Source organism: uncultured Granulicatella sp. (assembly GCF_963545075.1).
Classification (GTDB): Bacteria; Bacillota; Bacilli; order Lactobacillales; family Aerococcaceae; genus Granulicatella.
Window position 1 is genome coordinate 23,925 of record NZ_CAUUHX010000011.1, and the last position, 15,287, is coordinate 39,211.

A 15,287-nucleotide genomic window follows, 5' to 3' on the forward strand; every position below is an offset into this window, starting at 1 on the left:
TGTTCTGTGAAAGGTTCTGTCTGTTTCTTTTGCGGATTTTATGGTAAAATGACACCGTATGTATGGAATGAAAGAAGGTGTCAATGGACAAGTGGATGAACAATTTGAAGGAAGAATTCCACCGCAAAATTTAGATGCAGAACAATCTGTTTTAGGAGCAATTTTATTAGATCCAGATTCGATTGTATCTGTAATGGAATTTTTAATGCCAGAAGATTTTTATCGAGTAAACCACCAAGTGATTTTTAAAGCGATGGTGGAATTAAATAATGATTCTTCGCCCATTGATATTGTTTCAGTTGCAGAACGTTTAAATCAAAATAAACAATTAGAAAATGCAGGGGGACAATTTTATTTACTAGAATTAGCTGAAAAAGTTCCAACTGCTTCGAATGTAGAATATTATTCAAAAATCGTAAGTGAAAAATCAACTTTACGAAAATTAATTCGAACTTCTACGGATATTGCAACAGATGCATATGGTGAAACAGATGAAGTAGCAGCAGTGTTGGATAGAGCTGAGCGAAGTATTTTAGAAGTTTCTGAAAAGAGAAATCGAGCAGGATTTGTAGATATTACAAAAGTCTTGAATGAAGCGTATTTATCTCTTGAAGAGCGTATGAAAAATACAGGAGAAATTACAGGAATTCCAACAGGGTACATTGATTTAGATCGAATGACTTCAGGGCTTCATTCGGATGAATTAATTATTTTAGCAGCACGTCCATCTGTTGGTAAAACAGCGTTTGTATTAAATATTGCGAAAAATGTTGCGACAAAAACAAATGAAACAGTAGCAATTTTCAGTTTAGAAATGAGTGCCGAGTCCCTTGTAAACCGGATGTTATGTTCGGAAGGAAGCATTGATGCAAGTAATATGCGAAATGGTCGTTTAACGGAAGAAGAACTTCGTAGTTATTTTGTAGCATCAGGTACTTTATCGAATGCGCCTATTTATATCGATGATACTCCAGGAATTCGAGTATCAGAAATTCGTGCAAAATGTAGACGATTAAAACAAGAACGAAATAATTTAGGGTTAATTGTGATTGATTACTTACAATTAATCGAAGGAAATGGACGAGAAAGTCGTCAACAAGAAGTTTCAGAAATTTCAAGAAATTTAAAGAAACTTGCTAAAGAATTAAGTGTTCCAGTCATTGCTTTATCTCAATTATCTCGTGGAGTAGAGCAAAGACAAGACAAACGTCCGGTAATGTCGGATATTCGTGAATCAGGTTCGATTGAGCAAGATGCGGATATTGTAGCATTCTTATATCGTGAGGATTATTACCGACAAGAACCAGATGAAGATGGAAATGTTCCAGAACAAGAGTCGAATAATATTATTGAAGTCATTATAGAAAAGAACCGTAGCGGTCCACGAGGAACCGTAGAATTAATGTTTATTAAAGAATATAATAAATTTACATCGATAGCATCAAAAAGTTTAGAAGCTTCAATGCCACCAATGTAGAAAAAATAATTTAAAGAGGTGCGGATATGTCATCAGTAGTAGTAGTAGGTACACAATGGGGAGACGAAGGAAAAGGTAAAATTACTGATTTCCTTAGTGAAAAAGCAGAGTATGTAGCTCGTTATCAAGGGGGCGATAACGCTGGACATACGATTCAGTTTGGTGGAGAAACTTATAAATTGCATTTAATTCCGTCAGGAATTTTTTCACCAGAAAAACTTTGTATTATTGGAAATGGGGTTGTTGTTAATCCAAAATCTTTAGTAACAGAGTTAGCCTATTTACATGAACGAAATATTACGACTGATAATTTAAGAATTTCAGATCGTGCGCACGTAATTTTGCCATATCATATTGAATTGGATCGTTTACAAGAAGAAGCTAAAGGGGACAAGAAAATCGGTACAACGATTAAAGGAATTGGCCCTGCTTATATGGATAAAGCAGCTCGTGTGGGAATTCGTATTGCGGATTTATTAGATCGAGAAGTTTTTGAAGAACGTTTACGTTTGAATTTAGAAGACAAAAATCGTCAATTTACGAAATTATATGATGCAAATCCGATGAATTTTGAAGAAATTTTTGAAGAATATTATGAATATGGACAACAAATTAAACAATATGTTTGTGACACTTCTGTATTATTAAATGATGCTTTAGATAATGGAAAACGAGTATTATTTGAAGGCGCACAAGGTGTGATGTTGGATATTGACCAAGGAACATATCCATTTGTAACATCTTCTAACCCATTAGCAGGTGGAGTGACAATTGGTAGTGGCGTAGGCCCTTCAAAAGTGACAAAAGTAGTGGGTGTTTGTAAAGCATATACATCTCGTGTAGGAGATGGACCATTCCCTACAGAATTATTTGATGAAATTGGAAGCCGTATTCGTGAAGTTGGTCGTGAATATGGAACTACAACAGGACGTCCACGTCGTGTCGGCTGGTTTGACAGTGTTGTTATGAGACATTCTAAACGTGTATCTGGTATTACAAATTTATGCTTAAATAGCATCGATGTATTAACTGGATTAGAAACAGTAAAAATTTGTGTTTCTTATCGTAAAAAAAATGGAGAAGAAATTCGCCATTATCCAGCAAGCTTAGTAGAATTAGGACAATGTGAACCAGTTTATGAAGAACTTCCTGGTTGGACTGAGGATATTACAGGATGCCGTACATTGGATGAATTACCAATTGAAGCACAAAACTATGTTCGTAGAATTTCAGAATTAGTGGGAGTAAAAATTTCAACATTCTCAGTAGGTCCTGATAGAAACCAAACCAACATTTTAGAAGATGTTTGGGATAGTAAATAAGATTTCCCAAACGCTCGATCGTAAGAGAGGAGCTAGTTATGAAAAAGATTTTAGTAGTAGATGATGAGAAACCAATCTCAGATATTGTCAAATTTAGTTTATCAAAAGAAGGGTTTGAAGTTGTTACCGCATTTGATGGAGAAGAAGGATTAGCAGTTTTTGCTGAGGAAAATCCAGATTTAGTCATTTTAGATTTGATGTTACCAAAAATTGAAGGATTAGAAGTTTGCCGAGAAATTCGTAAAACAAGTAATGTTCCAATTATTATGGTAACTGCTAAAGATTCAGAAATTGATAAAGTGTTAGGACTAGAATTAGGAGCCGATGATTACGTGACAAAACCATTCTCAAATCGAGAGTTAACAGCACGTGTTAAAGCTAATTTACGTCGTCAACATGTCGCTCCAAGTGAACTAGATGAAGAAAAACCAGCAAACGAAATTGTATTAGGAAGTTTAATTATTCATGAAGATGCCTATGTAGTTTCTAAACGAGGCGAAGAAATTGAATTAACACATCGTGAGTTTGAATTACTTCACTATTTGGCAAAACATATTGGTCAAGTTATTACGAGAGAACATTTATTACAAACCGTTTGGGGATATGATTACTTTGGAGATGTTCGTACAGTTGACGTAACAGTAAGACGTTTACGTGAAAAAATTGAAGATACACCGAGTCATCCTACATGGATTATGACAAGACGTGGAGTAGGTTACTATATTAAAACTCCAGAACAAGAAAAAGAAGCTTAGAAAGATGCGCTTTTCTTTACCATGAACTATTCTGGGAAGAAAGGCGCATTTATTATCTATAAAGGAGAAAAAACATGAAAAAAGTGAAACGATTCTTTCGTTCCATTCAATTTAAAATTCCTGTATTATTTATTTTTATGCTGATGATTTCTTTGCAATTGATTGTTGCAAACTTTCTTCGTCAATTAGAAACACAGATGATTTCAAATTTCCAAGAACAAATTCAATTACAAGTTGGATTTTTAAAAAATAGTGTTCAACCGATTGTGTCAAAAGATGATAAAGATGAAGTCAAAATAGCGGAAATTTCTAAAATACTGCAAGATTATCCGACAGGAAGTAGTATTGTAGAAGCTCGAGTACTAGATTCGCAAGGATATATTTTAGGGACTACGAATCAATCCCAACAATCTGTTGTAGGAACTCGTACGACAGAAGCAGATGCGCAACAAGTATTATTAACCAATACAGTATATGCATATAATTTTACGGAACATGATACTCGTTATTGGAAAATTGTCTCCCCTATTTCTTCCACTAGTGGAAATTCAGGAAATCCACTTGGTATTATTTCTGTTACGACCAATATAGAGTCGAGGTATACTCAAGTAAAAGATATCGGGGTTATTTTCGTAAGTTCATCTTTAATCGCTATTGTCTTGGTTATTATTATTACTTTCTTAATTTCTCAAGGAATTACAAAACCGATTGCTGAAATGAAAAAGCAAACGGAAAAAATTGCTGAAGGAAATTATACGGGTGAAGTGAAAATTTATAGTGATGATGAGATTGGTCAATTAGGGCAAGCGATTAATGATTTATCCTTTAAAATTAAGGAAGCTCAAGAAAGTACAGAGTCAGAACGCCAACGTTTAGATAGTGTCTTACGTCATATGAGTGATGGAGTAATCGCAACAGATAGACGTGGTCGTATTGTGATTATGAATACGGCAGCTTTAGATATTTTAAATTTAAAATCTGAAAAAGTGATAGGAATTCCATTATTATCTATTTTGCCGTTAGATGAAAAAGTAACGTTTAGAGAGTTATTAGAAACGCAACAAGAAAGATTGATTCATTTAGAAGAAGATGGAGAAGACTCAATTGTTCAATGTGAGTTTTCTGTTATCCAGCGTGAATCTGGCTTTATTAGTGGGTTAGTTTGTGTTTTAACAGACGTTACGGAACAACAAAAAATTGATCGTGAACGTAGAAATTTCGTATCCAATGTATCGCACGAATTGCGTACACCATTAACAAGTATTAAGAGTTATACGGAAGCCTTAGTAGATGGAGCTTGGGAAAATAAAGAAATTGCTCCAGGATTTTTAAAAGTTATTGAAACAGAAACCGATCGTATGATGCGAATGATTACGGACTTACTGAATTTATCTCGTATGGACCAAAATCGTCTAGGGTTGGAAAAAGAATTTATTAATATGAATGAATTGGTGGTTCATATTGTCAGTCGTTTTGAAATGGTATTACAGTCTGAGCCGTATCGTGAAAAGAATTATCGTATTTTAACAGATATTACCCAACGTGACTTATGGGTTGAGTTAGATCAAGATAAGATTACTCAAGTATTAGATAATATTATTAATAATGCGATTAAATATTCTCCAGATGGAGGAAGAATTATTGTTCGTTTAATGGAAACTCATACGGATATTATTGTAAGTGTGAGTGATGAAGGGTTAGGAATTGCCCGAAAAGATATTCCTCATCTATTCGATCGATTCTATCGTGTAGATAAAGCTCGTTCTCGTGCAATGGGAGGTAGTGGTCTTGGATTAGCGATTGCGCAAGAAGTGGTTCAATTACATGGAGGAAAAATCTGGGTGAATAGTATTGAAAACAAAGGTTCAACCTTCTTTGTTTCCTTACCATATATTCCATTTGAAGAGGACGGTGAATGGGAATGAAAATTCGTTTAAGATATTTAGTATTCATTTTAATGCTATTAAGTATGATTAGTATCGTATTAACATTGGCTGTTGTATTCCGTCCCGTAGAAATTTTCTCTCCAAATGGTTTTACACGAAATGTAGCTTCAACAAACCAAGATGCTAGTACTCAGACAAGAGTAAACTATTCATTGGAAGATGTATTCAGACCAACACGTTTTGTTATTTCTCATGAAAATAAAGGGAAAATGACAAGTGATTCTACTATCATTTCATCTGTTAATGAAGATTTGGTCGGTAAATTTAAAGATATTTCAAAAAAAGAAATAATAACTCAAGAAGCATATGAACAATTAGTGTTAAGAGATTCATTTGGGCAGTTATTATTTGACGCACCAGTGACATTTGGAGTAATGACGAGATATTTTAATGATGTGCCTGAAGAATATAAGCAAGAAACATTTAGTCGAATCATTTATCGTCATGATGATTTAAAAAATGTTTATTTTATTAATGATTATACAAAGCAAGTATTCCAAGCTAAAACAGATCAAGATATTCAATCAGAATTATCTAACTATTATGATGATACAAAATTCTACCTAGTCGAATCATATATTTTAAAAAATAAACAGATTTTTATTGAAGTAAATACAATACCGGTAAAAAAACAAACTTATTTAATGGAACAAATTCCTATGAGTTTTTATATTACTCAATTGTTTGCTAATCCTTCAGAATTAAGGAATAGAAGTGATGGACAGTCAATTATTTATAATGATAATTTATCCCAATTAAAAATGGATCGCTCGACTAATGTAATCTCTTATTACCAGAATAGAGTAGATGATGAACATTTAACAACAACTGTACATCTACAACAATCTTTTGCACAAATGAAGAAATTAGGAGGATGGAAATTAGGAGTTAGCTTCTCTGATTTTGATGGTGATAGAAAAATTGTGGAATATATGCGTTATGTAGGAACGTATCCAATCCTTTCAAATGCGAAAGAAGGGTTATCTCAATTTATCATTACAGCAACAGGAATTGAAAAAATGCGTGTCTCTTCTCTAATTGCGGAGACTCCAATTCCTTCAAAAAATGAGTCTGTTGATTTAATGAGTGGAAAAGAATTAATGGATCAAATTTTAGGAAAAGGAATTGCATTAGATACATTAGAGGATATTCGTTTAGGGTATGCTTGGCAATTAAGCCGAGAAAGTAATCAAATTGTTGAGTTTGTTCCAAATTGGTTTATTAAAATCGATCATAAATGGAAAACTTTAGAAGAAATTTCTTTACCAACATTGGATCAGGGAGGAGATAACGATGGATTTTAGACGATCAACTTTAGTATTAATTATCAGTTTTCTCTTTCTAGATATCTTTTTATTTGGAACTTTTTGGCAAATGAAAAAAGAAGTAAAAAGTCCTTTGAATACAAGTATTAATGTGATGGAGCAAATGAGAACGGATGGAATAACGGTGACAGGGGTAAATACGACGGTAGAATCTCTGCCGATTATTCAAATTAGCCCTACTAATATTGAACATTTAATCAGCATTTTACCGAGTCAAGTTGCAACGTATGATAAAGGGGTTATTTCATCACAATTATTAGCCCCTATTCAACTAACATTGGATTCAAATAGTACTGCTACAATGGATAATTTTGCAGAATTAACGAGTTATGTAGAAAGTGGTTCGATTATTAATGGAAATCAATATACATGGTTTAATTATAATCCGACAACACGTAAAGTGATTTATGCGCAACGTGCAAATCAAATTCCAGTGATGGATGGAAGTAGTCAAATTATTTTTACACTGAATGCCAATAATCAAGTTATTAGTTATGAACAAACTTTTGCTGGAAATGCAGAAGTATTGGGTGCAAATCGTGCATTAATTACTTCTCAAAAAGCGATGGAAGTATTATATTTAGCTGGTAGAATTCCAACTCGATCAACTGTTTCTGTTGTTCGATTATCATATTATAAGTCTTTAGCGTTAAAAGATTTATCCATTTATTCTCCAGCTTGGTATGTAGAATTTAAACAAATAGATGGACAAACCCTCGTTCGTCGTGTAGATGCGATTCGAGGTACTGTATTGACGAATGAAGCAACAGAAACGGTGAATACAACAACACCGTAATAGAACTGTAGCTGCAATAGAAAGGAAGACAATATGAGCGAATCAAGTTTTTTAGTGAGTTTACTAACGAGTGGAAGCTCGGGAAATGCTACGTATATTGAAACACCACAACGAAAAATTTTAGTTGATTGTGGGTTAACTGGGAAAGCCATTGCAGCACAAATGGAAAAAATTGGACGATCAGTGGCAGATATTGATACGATTTTAGTCACGCATGAACATGTGGATCATATTAAAGGAATCGGAGTATTAGCAAGAAAATATGGCATGGATATTTATGCAAATGAGAAAACATGGAAAGCCATGGAAAATAAAAATATCGGTGTGATTAAGCAAGAGCAAAAACATTTATTTGAACCAGGGGTGACAAAAACTTTTGGAGATATTGATGTAATGAGTTTTGCAGTATCTCATGATGCAGCTTGTCCTCAATTTTATTCATTCCAAAAAGATCAAAAACAATTTGTGATGTTAACCGATACAGGTTATGTTAGTGAGAAATTAAGAAAATTACTATCTAATGCGGATGCTTACTTAATGGAAAGTAATCATGATGTAGATATGCTTCGTATGGGGAATTATGCATGGCATTTAAAACAAAGAATTCTTAGCGATAAAGGGCATTTATCCAATGAAGATGGCGCATTAGCGATGTGTGAAATGCTAGGAGATAAGACAAAAAGAATTTATTTAGGGCATTTAAGCCAAGATAACAATTTGAAAGAATTAGCGTATCAAACAGCTGAATCGATTTTATTACAACACGATTGTGGCATTCATGAAACTTTTGAAGTGTATCATACAGACCCATATGAACCGACAGAATTGTTTAGAGTTTAATAGAATTTTCAAATAATAACGGGATTTTTAACAGCTTTATAACGATTTAATTACATTATCTTCAAACTTTTTTCAAAAAGCTAGATTAGTATAAGAGTGTCAAAAGAAAGCAATGAAGAAATTGCTAAAGTGAAAAAGGAGGGATATTCATGACAAATGAATTCCATGAAGAAGTAGAAACTACACAAGAAAATACACTACTAAATGAAGAAACAATACAAGAACCTACTCCAGTAGAAAAGAAAAGTGCTAAGAAGAAAAAAGCTTTTCGTTCAGGTTTTGTTGGTGGAGTAACCGGTGGACTATTAGCCGTTATCATTGGATTTGGTGCTATGAGTGCAACAGGAACTTTAAACCAATTAACTGGAGCAAAATCTACTGCAACAAGTACAACAACTGTAAAAACAAGCCCAACAGCTTTATCGAATAAGGGTGCTGGAGACGTTTCAGATGTTGTTGCGAATGTAAAAAATGCAGTTGTATCTGTGATTAATAAACAAAGCTTAAATCAAAATAACTTATTTGGAAGCTACGGACAAAGCCGCCGACAAAATCAAAAAACAGAAGATAGTGATTTAACAACTGCTTCTGAAGGTAGTGGAGTTATTTATAAAGTTGAGAATGGCTATGCTTATATTGTAACGAATAATCATGTCATTTCAGGTTCTCAAGAATTAGAAGTATTAATGGCAGATGGTACTCGTGAAAAAGCAGAATTAATTGGTGCAGATAAATGGACAGACTTAGCTGTATTAAAAATTAAAGCAGATAAAGTAACTACAGTAGCTGAATTTGCGAATTCAGATGAAGTGAAAGCTGGTCAAACAGCCATTGCGATTGGTTCTCCTTTAGGAACTGAGTTTGCTACAAGTGTAACTCAAGGAATTGTATCTGCAAAAGATCGTTCTGTTCCTACAGATGTGGATGGCGATGGCAAACAAGATTGGGTAGTAACAGCTATTCAAACAGATGCAGCGATTAACCCAGGAAATTCTGGTGGTGCATTAGTCAATGCAGCAGGACAAGTGATTGGTATCAATTCTATGAAGATTAGTAAATCTAGCGTAGAAGGAATTGGATTTGCAATTCCAAGTAATGAGGTAGTCTCTATTATTAATCAATTAGAAAAATCTGGTAAAGTGATTCGTCCAGTTTTAGGGATTTCAATGGTAGATTTAACATCTGTTTCTTCTCAAGGACGTCAACAATTAGCATTATCGAATGATGTGAAAGAAGGTGTCGTTGTAGCAGATGTTCAAGATGATAGTAGCGCAAGTAAAGGCGGATTAAAACAATATGATGTCATTACAGAAATTGATGGTAAACCAATTACAGGTGTACAAACATTAAGAAAAGCACTATATAGTAAAACAGTTGGTTCTAGTATGGAAGTTACTTATTATAGAAATGGACAAAAACAAACAACAACGATTCAATTAACAAGCTCAGATAGCCCAAGTTTATAAAAAAATAGAATAAAATGACATAATCCACATAGTTATCCACAGAAATGTTGATAACTATGTGGATAGTTTTTTTTTAGTTGTACAGAAAAAAAGAAAAAAATTTTTTAAAATCATTGATATCATAGGATTTTTTTGAAAACAAGTTATCCACAGGTGAATGGTAAGTTGTGAATAAGTGTATGGTTAATGTTGATGAAACATTGTTATATCAACGATTATAGATGTTTTGGATAACTTTGGATAGTGGAATAAAATTGTGGATAAAGTAATCGAACATGATATAACAAAAAAATTACAAAAAAAGGGTATTGACCAATATATGGGGGATAGAAGGTGAGTTGGAAACAAAATTTAGTAGCGAACATGTGTACATGTGGATAACTTTGTGGATAAGTTGTGAGTTTCTTATAAATTTTGGAAAAAATCTTGAGGAGTTGAGGAAAAGGGAATATACTATTGTTAGTAATGGAGAAGTACCCAAGAGGCTGAAGGGGTCGCACTCGAAATGCGATAGGTCGTGAAAGCGACGCGGGAGTTCAAATCTCCTCTTCTCCTTTTATGTTTTGATATATCAATGTTTTTAGAGGTTTTGTTCCAAGTTTGTTTGTGTGAACGAAACCTTTTTTTAATAGAGTTTTCGAATGAACTTTGGTATAATAATGCTATTATTAAGTAGAAATTTTAATGAAATAAAAAGATAAAAGGAGTGAGAATATGCCAAGATTTCTTGTTGGAACAACTGAAGACACTTGGAATTTTGATGCGGCTTATGAAGCAGCTAAGGATGGAGATATTATTGAATTTACTCCTAATTTGATCATGAATTTTACAAAAGAACCTTTTACTGAAATTACAAAAAATATTACAATTATTGGTCATGTAGAAGGAAATACGTTTTTAAATACGATTAAGGGAAAAATTAAAATTTCTAATAAGGCTAAAGTGATATTTCAAAACTTATGGATGTCCGTATTAGAAAATGTCAATATGTTTCACATTACAGGGGAATCGGAAGTAACTTTTGAAAATTGTGTATTACAAAGCGAATTTCCAGTAAATGAGCATTTTTTAGTGTTTTCAGAAGAAAAAAGTAAAGTTCATTTTAAGGACTTTACGACAAAATTCCCGGATAAACACAAATTAGGAATGAAATTTGTTCATTCAGTAGTTTCTATTCAAGATTCTACCATTCAAAATCGATTATGGATTCGAGAAAATTCGGAATTAGAATTTGTGCGTTCAAAAATGGAGTGTAGCAGACCTACTTCTTTATGGATTGAAGATTCAAAACTATCGATTATCTCCAGTGTAGTTTATGGAACTTTTGAAGAAGGAAATCAGTCTGTTTTAACTGCTACTAAGAGTGAACTATATTTAGAAGATACTATAGTGGATGGTGTTGGAACAAATTATTACACCATTTTTCTTCAAAATGGCAGTGGAGTTTTTAAAAATCTAACGGTTAGTTTTATGAGAATCAAAAAGAGTCATATTCGTATGGTAAATGGTTTTATACAGAATAATATTTTTATTGAAGAAGACTCAACTTTATATTCTCAAGGAATATTACGATTTTTAAACAAAGAAAGTAAGCATATTCCAATTACTTTAACAGCAAATTCTTTGTTTGTCGGAGATAGTGTAGAAGTGGAAAAAGAAATTTCTACCACTATTCGTGCTAAAGAGGGGTCGTGCTTTGTTGTAAATGACTTTATTCATTTAAATGGAGATGCTACAAAACTGAACTATGAAATAGATGAAACGAGTCAATGCAGAGTTACTAAAAAACATAAAGCAGCCCCAGAAAGAAGCGAAAAAGGGGAAATTATTCGAACAGAGGACGCACAAAAGGTTCAGCATACGAATACAGATTACTATGCACAATTACAAGGATTAATTGGACTAAAAACAGTCAAAGAAAAGGTTGATAAATTAATTCAACAAGCAAAATATAATCAATTACAAATCGAACAAGGATTACCACCTGAAAAAATGACGATGCATGCAGCTTTCTTAGGAAATCCAGGAACAGGTAAAACTACTGTTGCACGTTTAATGGGACAAATCTTATTCCAATATGGAGCCTTAAAAGGGGAAGAGTTCAAATTTGTAGAAGTATCAGCTGCTGATTTATTGTCTGGATATGTGAATCAAACAGCAGAACAAACTCGTAAGAAATTAGAAGAGGCTAAAGGCGGCGTGTTATTTATTGATGAGGCGTATGCTTTAAATAAAAAAGGTTCGAATAGCACAGGCGAAGAAGCGATTAATGAATTATTAACGTATATGGAAAACCATCGTGATGATATTATGGTGATTTTTGCTGGATATACAAAAGAAATGGAACAATTTTTCGATGTCAATCCAGGATTCAATTCTCGTGTGCCACATCAATTAACCTTTGAAGATTATTCACCAGATGAAATTGTTCAAATGGGACTTAAAATTTTTGAAGGAAAAGCTCGAAAAGTTGAAGATCCAGAATTTTATGCTCGTAAAATTAAAGAAGCCTATAAACGTTCCTTAGATAAGAGTAATGCACGATGGATTCGTAATCAAAATGAGCAAATTATGCAAGAATTTATTTTCCGTGTGATGTCACAAGAGGGCGAAGATATGACATTGATTAAAAATCAAGATATTGAAAAAGCATTGTCACAAGGAAGCTATGAAGAATCTGACAATAAAGTTGATGCATGGAAACAATTAAATCAATTAATTGGTTTAGAAAAAGTCAAAGAACAAGTCAGTGCCTTTATTAATCAAGTAGAATTATCGAAGGTGAGACAGGAACAAGGAATTGAAACGAAAAATATTACGTTACATTCGTTATTCTTAGGAAATCCAGGAACGGGTAAAACAACGGTTGCTAGAATAATTGGCGAATTGTTGTATCAAAAAGGGATGATTGCAACCAATAAAATGGTGGAAGTTTCTCGTGGGGACTTAATTGGTGGATACCAAGGGCAAACAGCCATTAAAACAAGAGAACATTTACAAGCTGCTCTTGGTGGAGTTTTATTTATTGATGAAGCTTATTCCTTAAAACATGGTCCTAATGATAATTTTGGACAAGAGGCGATTGATGAAATCTTGAAGTTTATGGAAGATCATCGTCATGATATGGTTGTTATTTTTGCAGGATATCATAAAGAAATGAGTGCTTTCTTAGAAACAAATTCAGGACTAGCAAGTCGTGTTCCGAATACATTTGATTTTGAAGATTATACATCTGAAGAAATTGCTCAAATTGGATTGTATGAATTAGCTAGTGATTCCTTAACGGTAGATGAAGAAGCATATCGTCAAGTAGTTGCAACAGCATATGCTAGAACAAATGATCGCAGTAATGGTCGTTGGATTCGTAACTTCAATGAGAAGTTAAGATTACGTCTAGCTACTCGATTTGGTAATAATCCATCCATTGATCCAAACCAAATAATCCAACAAGACTTAGAGGATGTTTTAGAGATGTCAAAATAAGAGTAAACAAAAAAAGCTGCGTTAGCAGCTTTTTTGTTTTACATAAAATATCCTAAGTAATAACGTACAAATAATGCAGCAGCTACAGCACCCACAAATGGAGCAGTACCTGGAACTAATAATCCATATTGCCAGTCATTATTTACTTTGTTTTTGATTGGTAATACTTGGTAAGCTAAACGAGGTCCTAAGTCACGAGCTTGGTTCATCGCGAATCCTGTAGTACCTCCAAGACCCATACCAACAGCCCATACAAGTAAACCAACAATAATGTTTAATTGATCTTTATTCACTTGTTCAGTAGCTAAGATAGCTGTTAAGAAAATAAATGTTGCAAATGCTTCGACGAAATAGTTACGAGGTAAGTTACGGCAGTTAGGGTTAGTAGAGAAGATATTACGAATTGCAATTCCATCTACTTGACCTTCAGAAGCTGTAAAGTGATCTGCATACATGAACCATACGATAACTGCACCAACGAAAGCTCCTAAAAATTCAGCAATTGCTACAGGGATAAATTGTTCAGCAGGTAATAATCCTAAAACAACTTTTGCTAATGCCATTGCTGGGTTAATACTAACTCCACCAAAGATGAATAATGTTACTGTAATACCGAATGCCCATGTTGTGATGGCGAATAAGTGACCTGAACCATTGTATTTAGTTTTTTTCAATACTTCGTCACAGTGTACCCCAACCCCGAATAAAATCATTAGGGCAGTTCCCATAAATTCTGATAATAATAAGTGAATAAATTGTTGTGTAAACATATAAAATATAAGACTCCTTTTTGTTTTTAAATTATAATAATATTTCTTTTTCTAATAGTTGATAGACTTTTCCAATTGGCATTTGATGCTGTTTGGCTAGTCTAGCACAATCCTCATATTCGAGAGTTGTTTTAGAGATGTTTTGGTATGTGTTTTGTTTGACACGAATGGTTCCTAAACTCGTTTCTACTTCTTGAAAAGTTCGTTGCATCACTTTTCGTGAAATTTTTTGATAACGAAATCCAATCGTGCTTGTTTGCTCAAATAGAATCTTAGTAAATTCTTCTAATTGAGACAGAGAAATTAAAATCGTTACATGAATGGCTGGACGATTTTTTTTCGCTAGAACACTGAAATAAGTGACGTCTAGCGCTCCTTTTTCATATAGGAAATCCATTAAGAATCCCATTTGTTCAGGCGTTTGATCATCAATCGTCGTATCGATTTGATAAATATCATCGTCTAACTGATGTACTTCTTTGAAAGAGTGAGTTGTTGGATGACATAAACTTCCACGTAAAGCATTGAATTTTCCAGTATCTCTCTTTCCAAATCCATATCCTACAGAAGTGATTTCTAAGTTTTCTGGAATGGTAAAATCAGGATGAATCGCTTTAAGTAAGGCAATTCCAGTTGGTGTAATTAATTCTGTTTTAATATCAAAATCTTGATGAATTAAAATAGAAGTTCCTTTCCTTAATTGCATTACTGCAGGAACTGGCACAGGCATAACACCATGAGCAACCTTGATAGTACCACTACCTTCGACTAAAGGTGCGCTATACACTTTTGTAATTCCTAAGTTTTCAAACAAGATGAAGAAACTAGCGATATCTACAATCGAATCAATCGCTCCAACTTCGTGGAAATGAATTAGTTCGATTGGAACTTGATGAACAGCAGATTCTGCACGAGCGATGTCACGGAACACTTCAATGCTTTTTTCTTTTACAAAGTCAGAAACGGTACTATTTTCAAAAATTTCAATAATTTCTTGTAACCCACGAACGTCATCGTGATGATGATGTCCATGTTCATGATGGTGGTCGTGCTCATGGTGATGATCGTGTTCATGGTGATGATCGTGTTCATGGTGATGATCGTGTT

The 15,287-nt window shown here is 33.6% G+C and carries 11 protein-coding genes and 1 tRNA gene; 10 read left to right on the forward strand and 2 right to left on the reverse strand.

Annotated features, from left to right (window positions below):
• Positions 1-91 precede the first annotated feature (91 nt).
• The 10 genes from dnaB to RWZ86_RS02875 all read left to right on the forward strand — a co-directional run bounded on the left by dnaB (position 92) and on the right by RWZ86_RS02875 (position 13,410).
• On the forward strand, positions 92-1,477 hold the full coding sequence (dnaB, locus tag RWZ86_RS02830; protein ID WP_006703156.1) for a replicative DNA helicase: 1,386 nt from the start codon (positions 92-94) through the stop codon (positions 1,475-1,477).
• A 26-nt stretch (positions 1,478-1,503) separates the two neighbouring features.
• On the forward strand, positions 1,504-2,799 hold the full coding sequence (locus RWZ86_RS02835; protein ID WP_314679814.1) for an adenylosuccinate synthase: 1,296 nt from the start codon (positions 1,504-1,506) through the stop codon (positions 2,797-2,799).
• Between the two features lie 38 nt (positions 2,800-2,837).
• Positions 2,838-3,554 (forward strand): response regulator YycF, encoded by a 717-nt coding sequence (gene yycF / locus RWZ86_RS02840; protein WP_314679815.1) that lies wholly within the window; start codon positions 2,838-2,840, stop codon positions 3,552-3,554.
• 74 nt (positions 3,555-3,628) lie between these two features.
• On the forward strand, positions 3,629-5,479 hold the full coding sequence (walK, locus tag RWZ86_RS02845) for a cell wall metabolism sensor histidine kinase WalK (RefSeq protein WP_314679816.1): 1,851 nt from the start codon (positions 3,629-3,631) through the stop codon (positions 5,477-5,479).
• Complete coding sequence (locus RWZ86_RS02850) at positions 5,470-6,804, forward strand: two-component system activity regulator YycH (protein WP_314679817.1); 1,335 nt, start codon at positions 5,470-5,472, stop codon at positions 6,802-6,804. The genes walK and RWZ86_RS02850 overlap by 10 nt, the downstream gene beginning before the upstream one ends.
• Complete coding sequence (gene yycI, locus RWZ86_RS02855) at positions 6,794-7,621, forward strand: two-component system regulatory protein YycI (RefSeq protein ID WP_314679819.1); 828 nt, start codon at positions 6,794-6,796, stop codon at positions 7,619-7,621. Before RWZ86_RS02850 ends, yycI begins: the two co-directional genes overlap by 11 nt.
• 33 nt (positions 7,622-7,654) lie before the next feature.
• Positions 7,655-8,461 carry an MBL fold metallo-hydrolase gene (locus tag RWZ86_RS02860; RefSeq protein WP_314679821.1) on the forward strand — a complete coding sequence of 269 codons (807 nt, stop codon included), beginning with the start codon at positions 7,655-7,657 and terminating at the stop codon, positions 8,459-8,461.
• A 149-nt stretch (positions 8,462-8,610) separates the two neighbouring features.
• Positions 8,611-9,927, forward strand: coding sequence for a trypsin-like peptidase domain-containing protein (locus RWZ86_RS02865; RefSeq protein WP_314679823.1), 1,317 nt, complete (start codon positions 8,611-8,613; stop codon positions 9,925-9,927).
• 467 nt (positions 9,928-10,394) lie between these two features.
• Positions 10,395-10,482, forward strand: a tRNA-Ser gene (locus RWZ86_RS02870).
• A 159-nt stretch (positions 10,483-10,641) separates the two neighbouring features.
• Positions 10,642-13,410 (forward strand): AAA family ATPase, encoded by a 2,769-nt coding sequence (locus RWZ86_RS02875; RefSeq protein ID WP_314679824.1) that lies wholly within the window; start codon positions 10,642-10,644, stop codon positions 13,408-13,410.
• A gap of 38 nt (positions 13,411-13,448) precedes the next feature.
• On the opposite strand, the gene larD is transcribed toward RWZ86_RS02875, so the two are convergent.
• Entirely contained in the window at positions 13,449-14,180 is a 732-nt protein-coding gene (gene larD / locus RWZ86_RS02880; protein WP_314679826.1) for a D/L-lactic acid transporter LarD, read from the reverse strand.
• Positions 14,181-14,211: 31 nt separating this feature from the next.
• On the reverse strand, positions 14,212-15,287 hold a 1,076-nt coding region (gene larC / locus RWZ86_RS02885; RefSeq protein WP_314679828.1), incomplete at its 5' end, for a nickel pincer cofactor biosynthesis protein LarC.

Bases quoted from the DNA above. Each gene is read 5' to 3' on its own strand.
- yycI (WP_314679819.1), top strand. From the start codon at position 6,794: ATGGATTTTAGACGATCAACTTTAGTATTAATTATCAGTTTTCTCTTT.
- RWZ86_RS02875 (WP_314679824.1), top strand. From the start codon at position 10,642: ATGCCAAGATTTCTTGTTGGAACAACTGAAGACACTTGGAATTTTGAT.
- RWZ86_RS02865 (WP_314679823.1), top strand. From the start codon at position 8,611: ATGACAAATGAATTCCATGAAGAAGTAGAAACTACACAAGAAAATACA.
- RWZ86_RS02835 (WP_314679814.1), top strand. From the start codon at position 1,504: ATGTCATCAGTAGTAGTAGTAGGTACACAATGGGGAGACGAAGGAAAA.
- yycF (WP_314679815.1), top strand. From the start codon at position 2,838: ATGAAAAAGATTTTAGTAGTAGATGATGAGAAACCAATCTCAGATATT.
- RWZ86_RS02860 (WP_314679821.1), top strand. From the start codon at position 7,655: ATGAGCGAATCAAGTTTTTTAGTGAGTTTACTAACGAGTGGAAGCTCG.
- RWZ86_RS02850 (WP_314679817.1), top strand. From the start codon at position 5,470: ATGGGAATGAAAATTCGTTTAAGATATTTAGTATTCATTTTAATGCTA.
- larD (WP_314679826.1), bottom strand. From the start codon at position 14,180: ATGTTTACACAACAATTTATTCACTTATTATTATCAGAATTTATGGGA.
- walK (WP_314679816.1), top strand. From the start codon at position 3,629: ATGAAAAAAGTGAAACGATTCTTTCGTTCCATTCAATTTAAAATTCCT.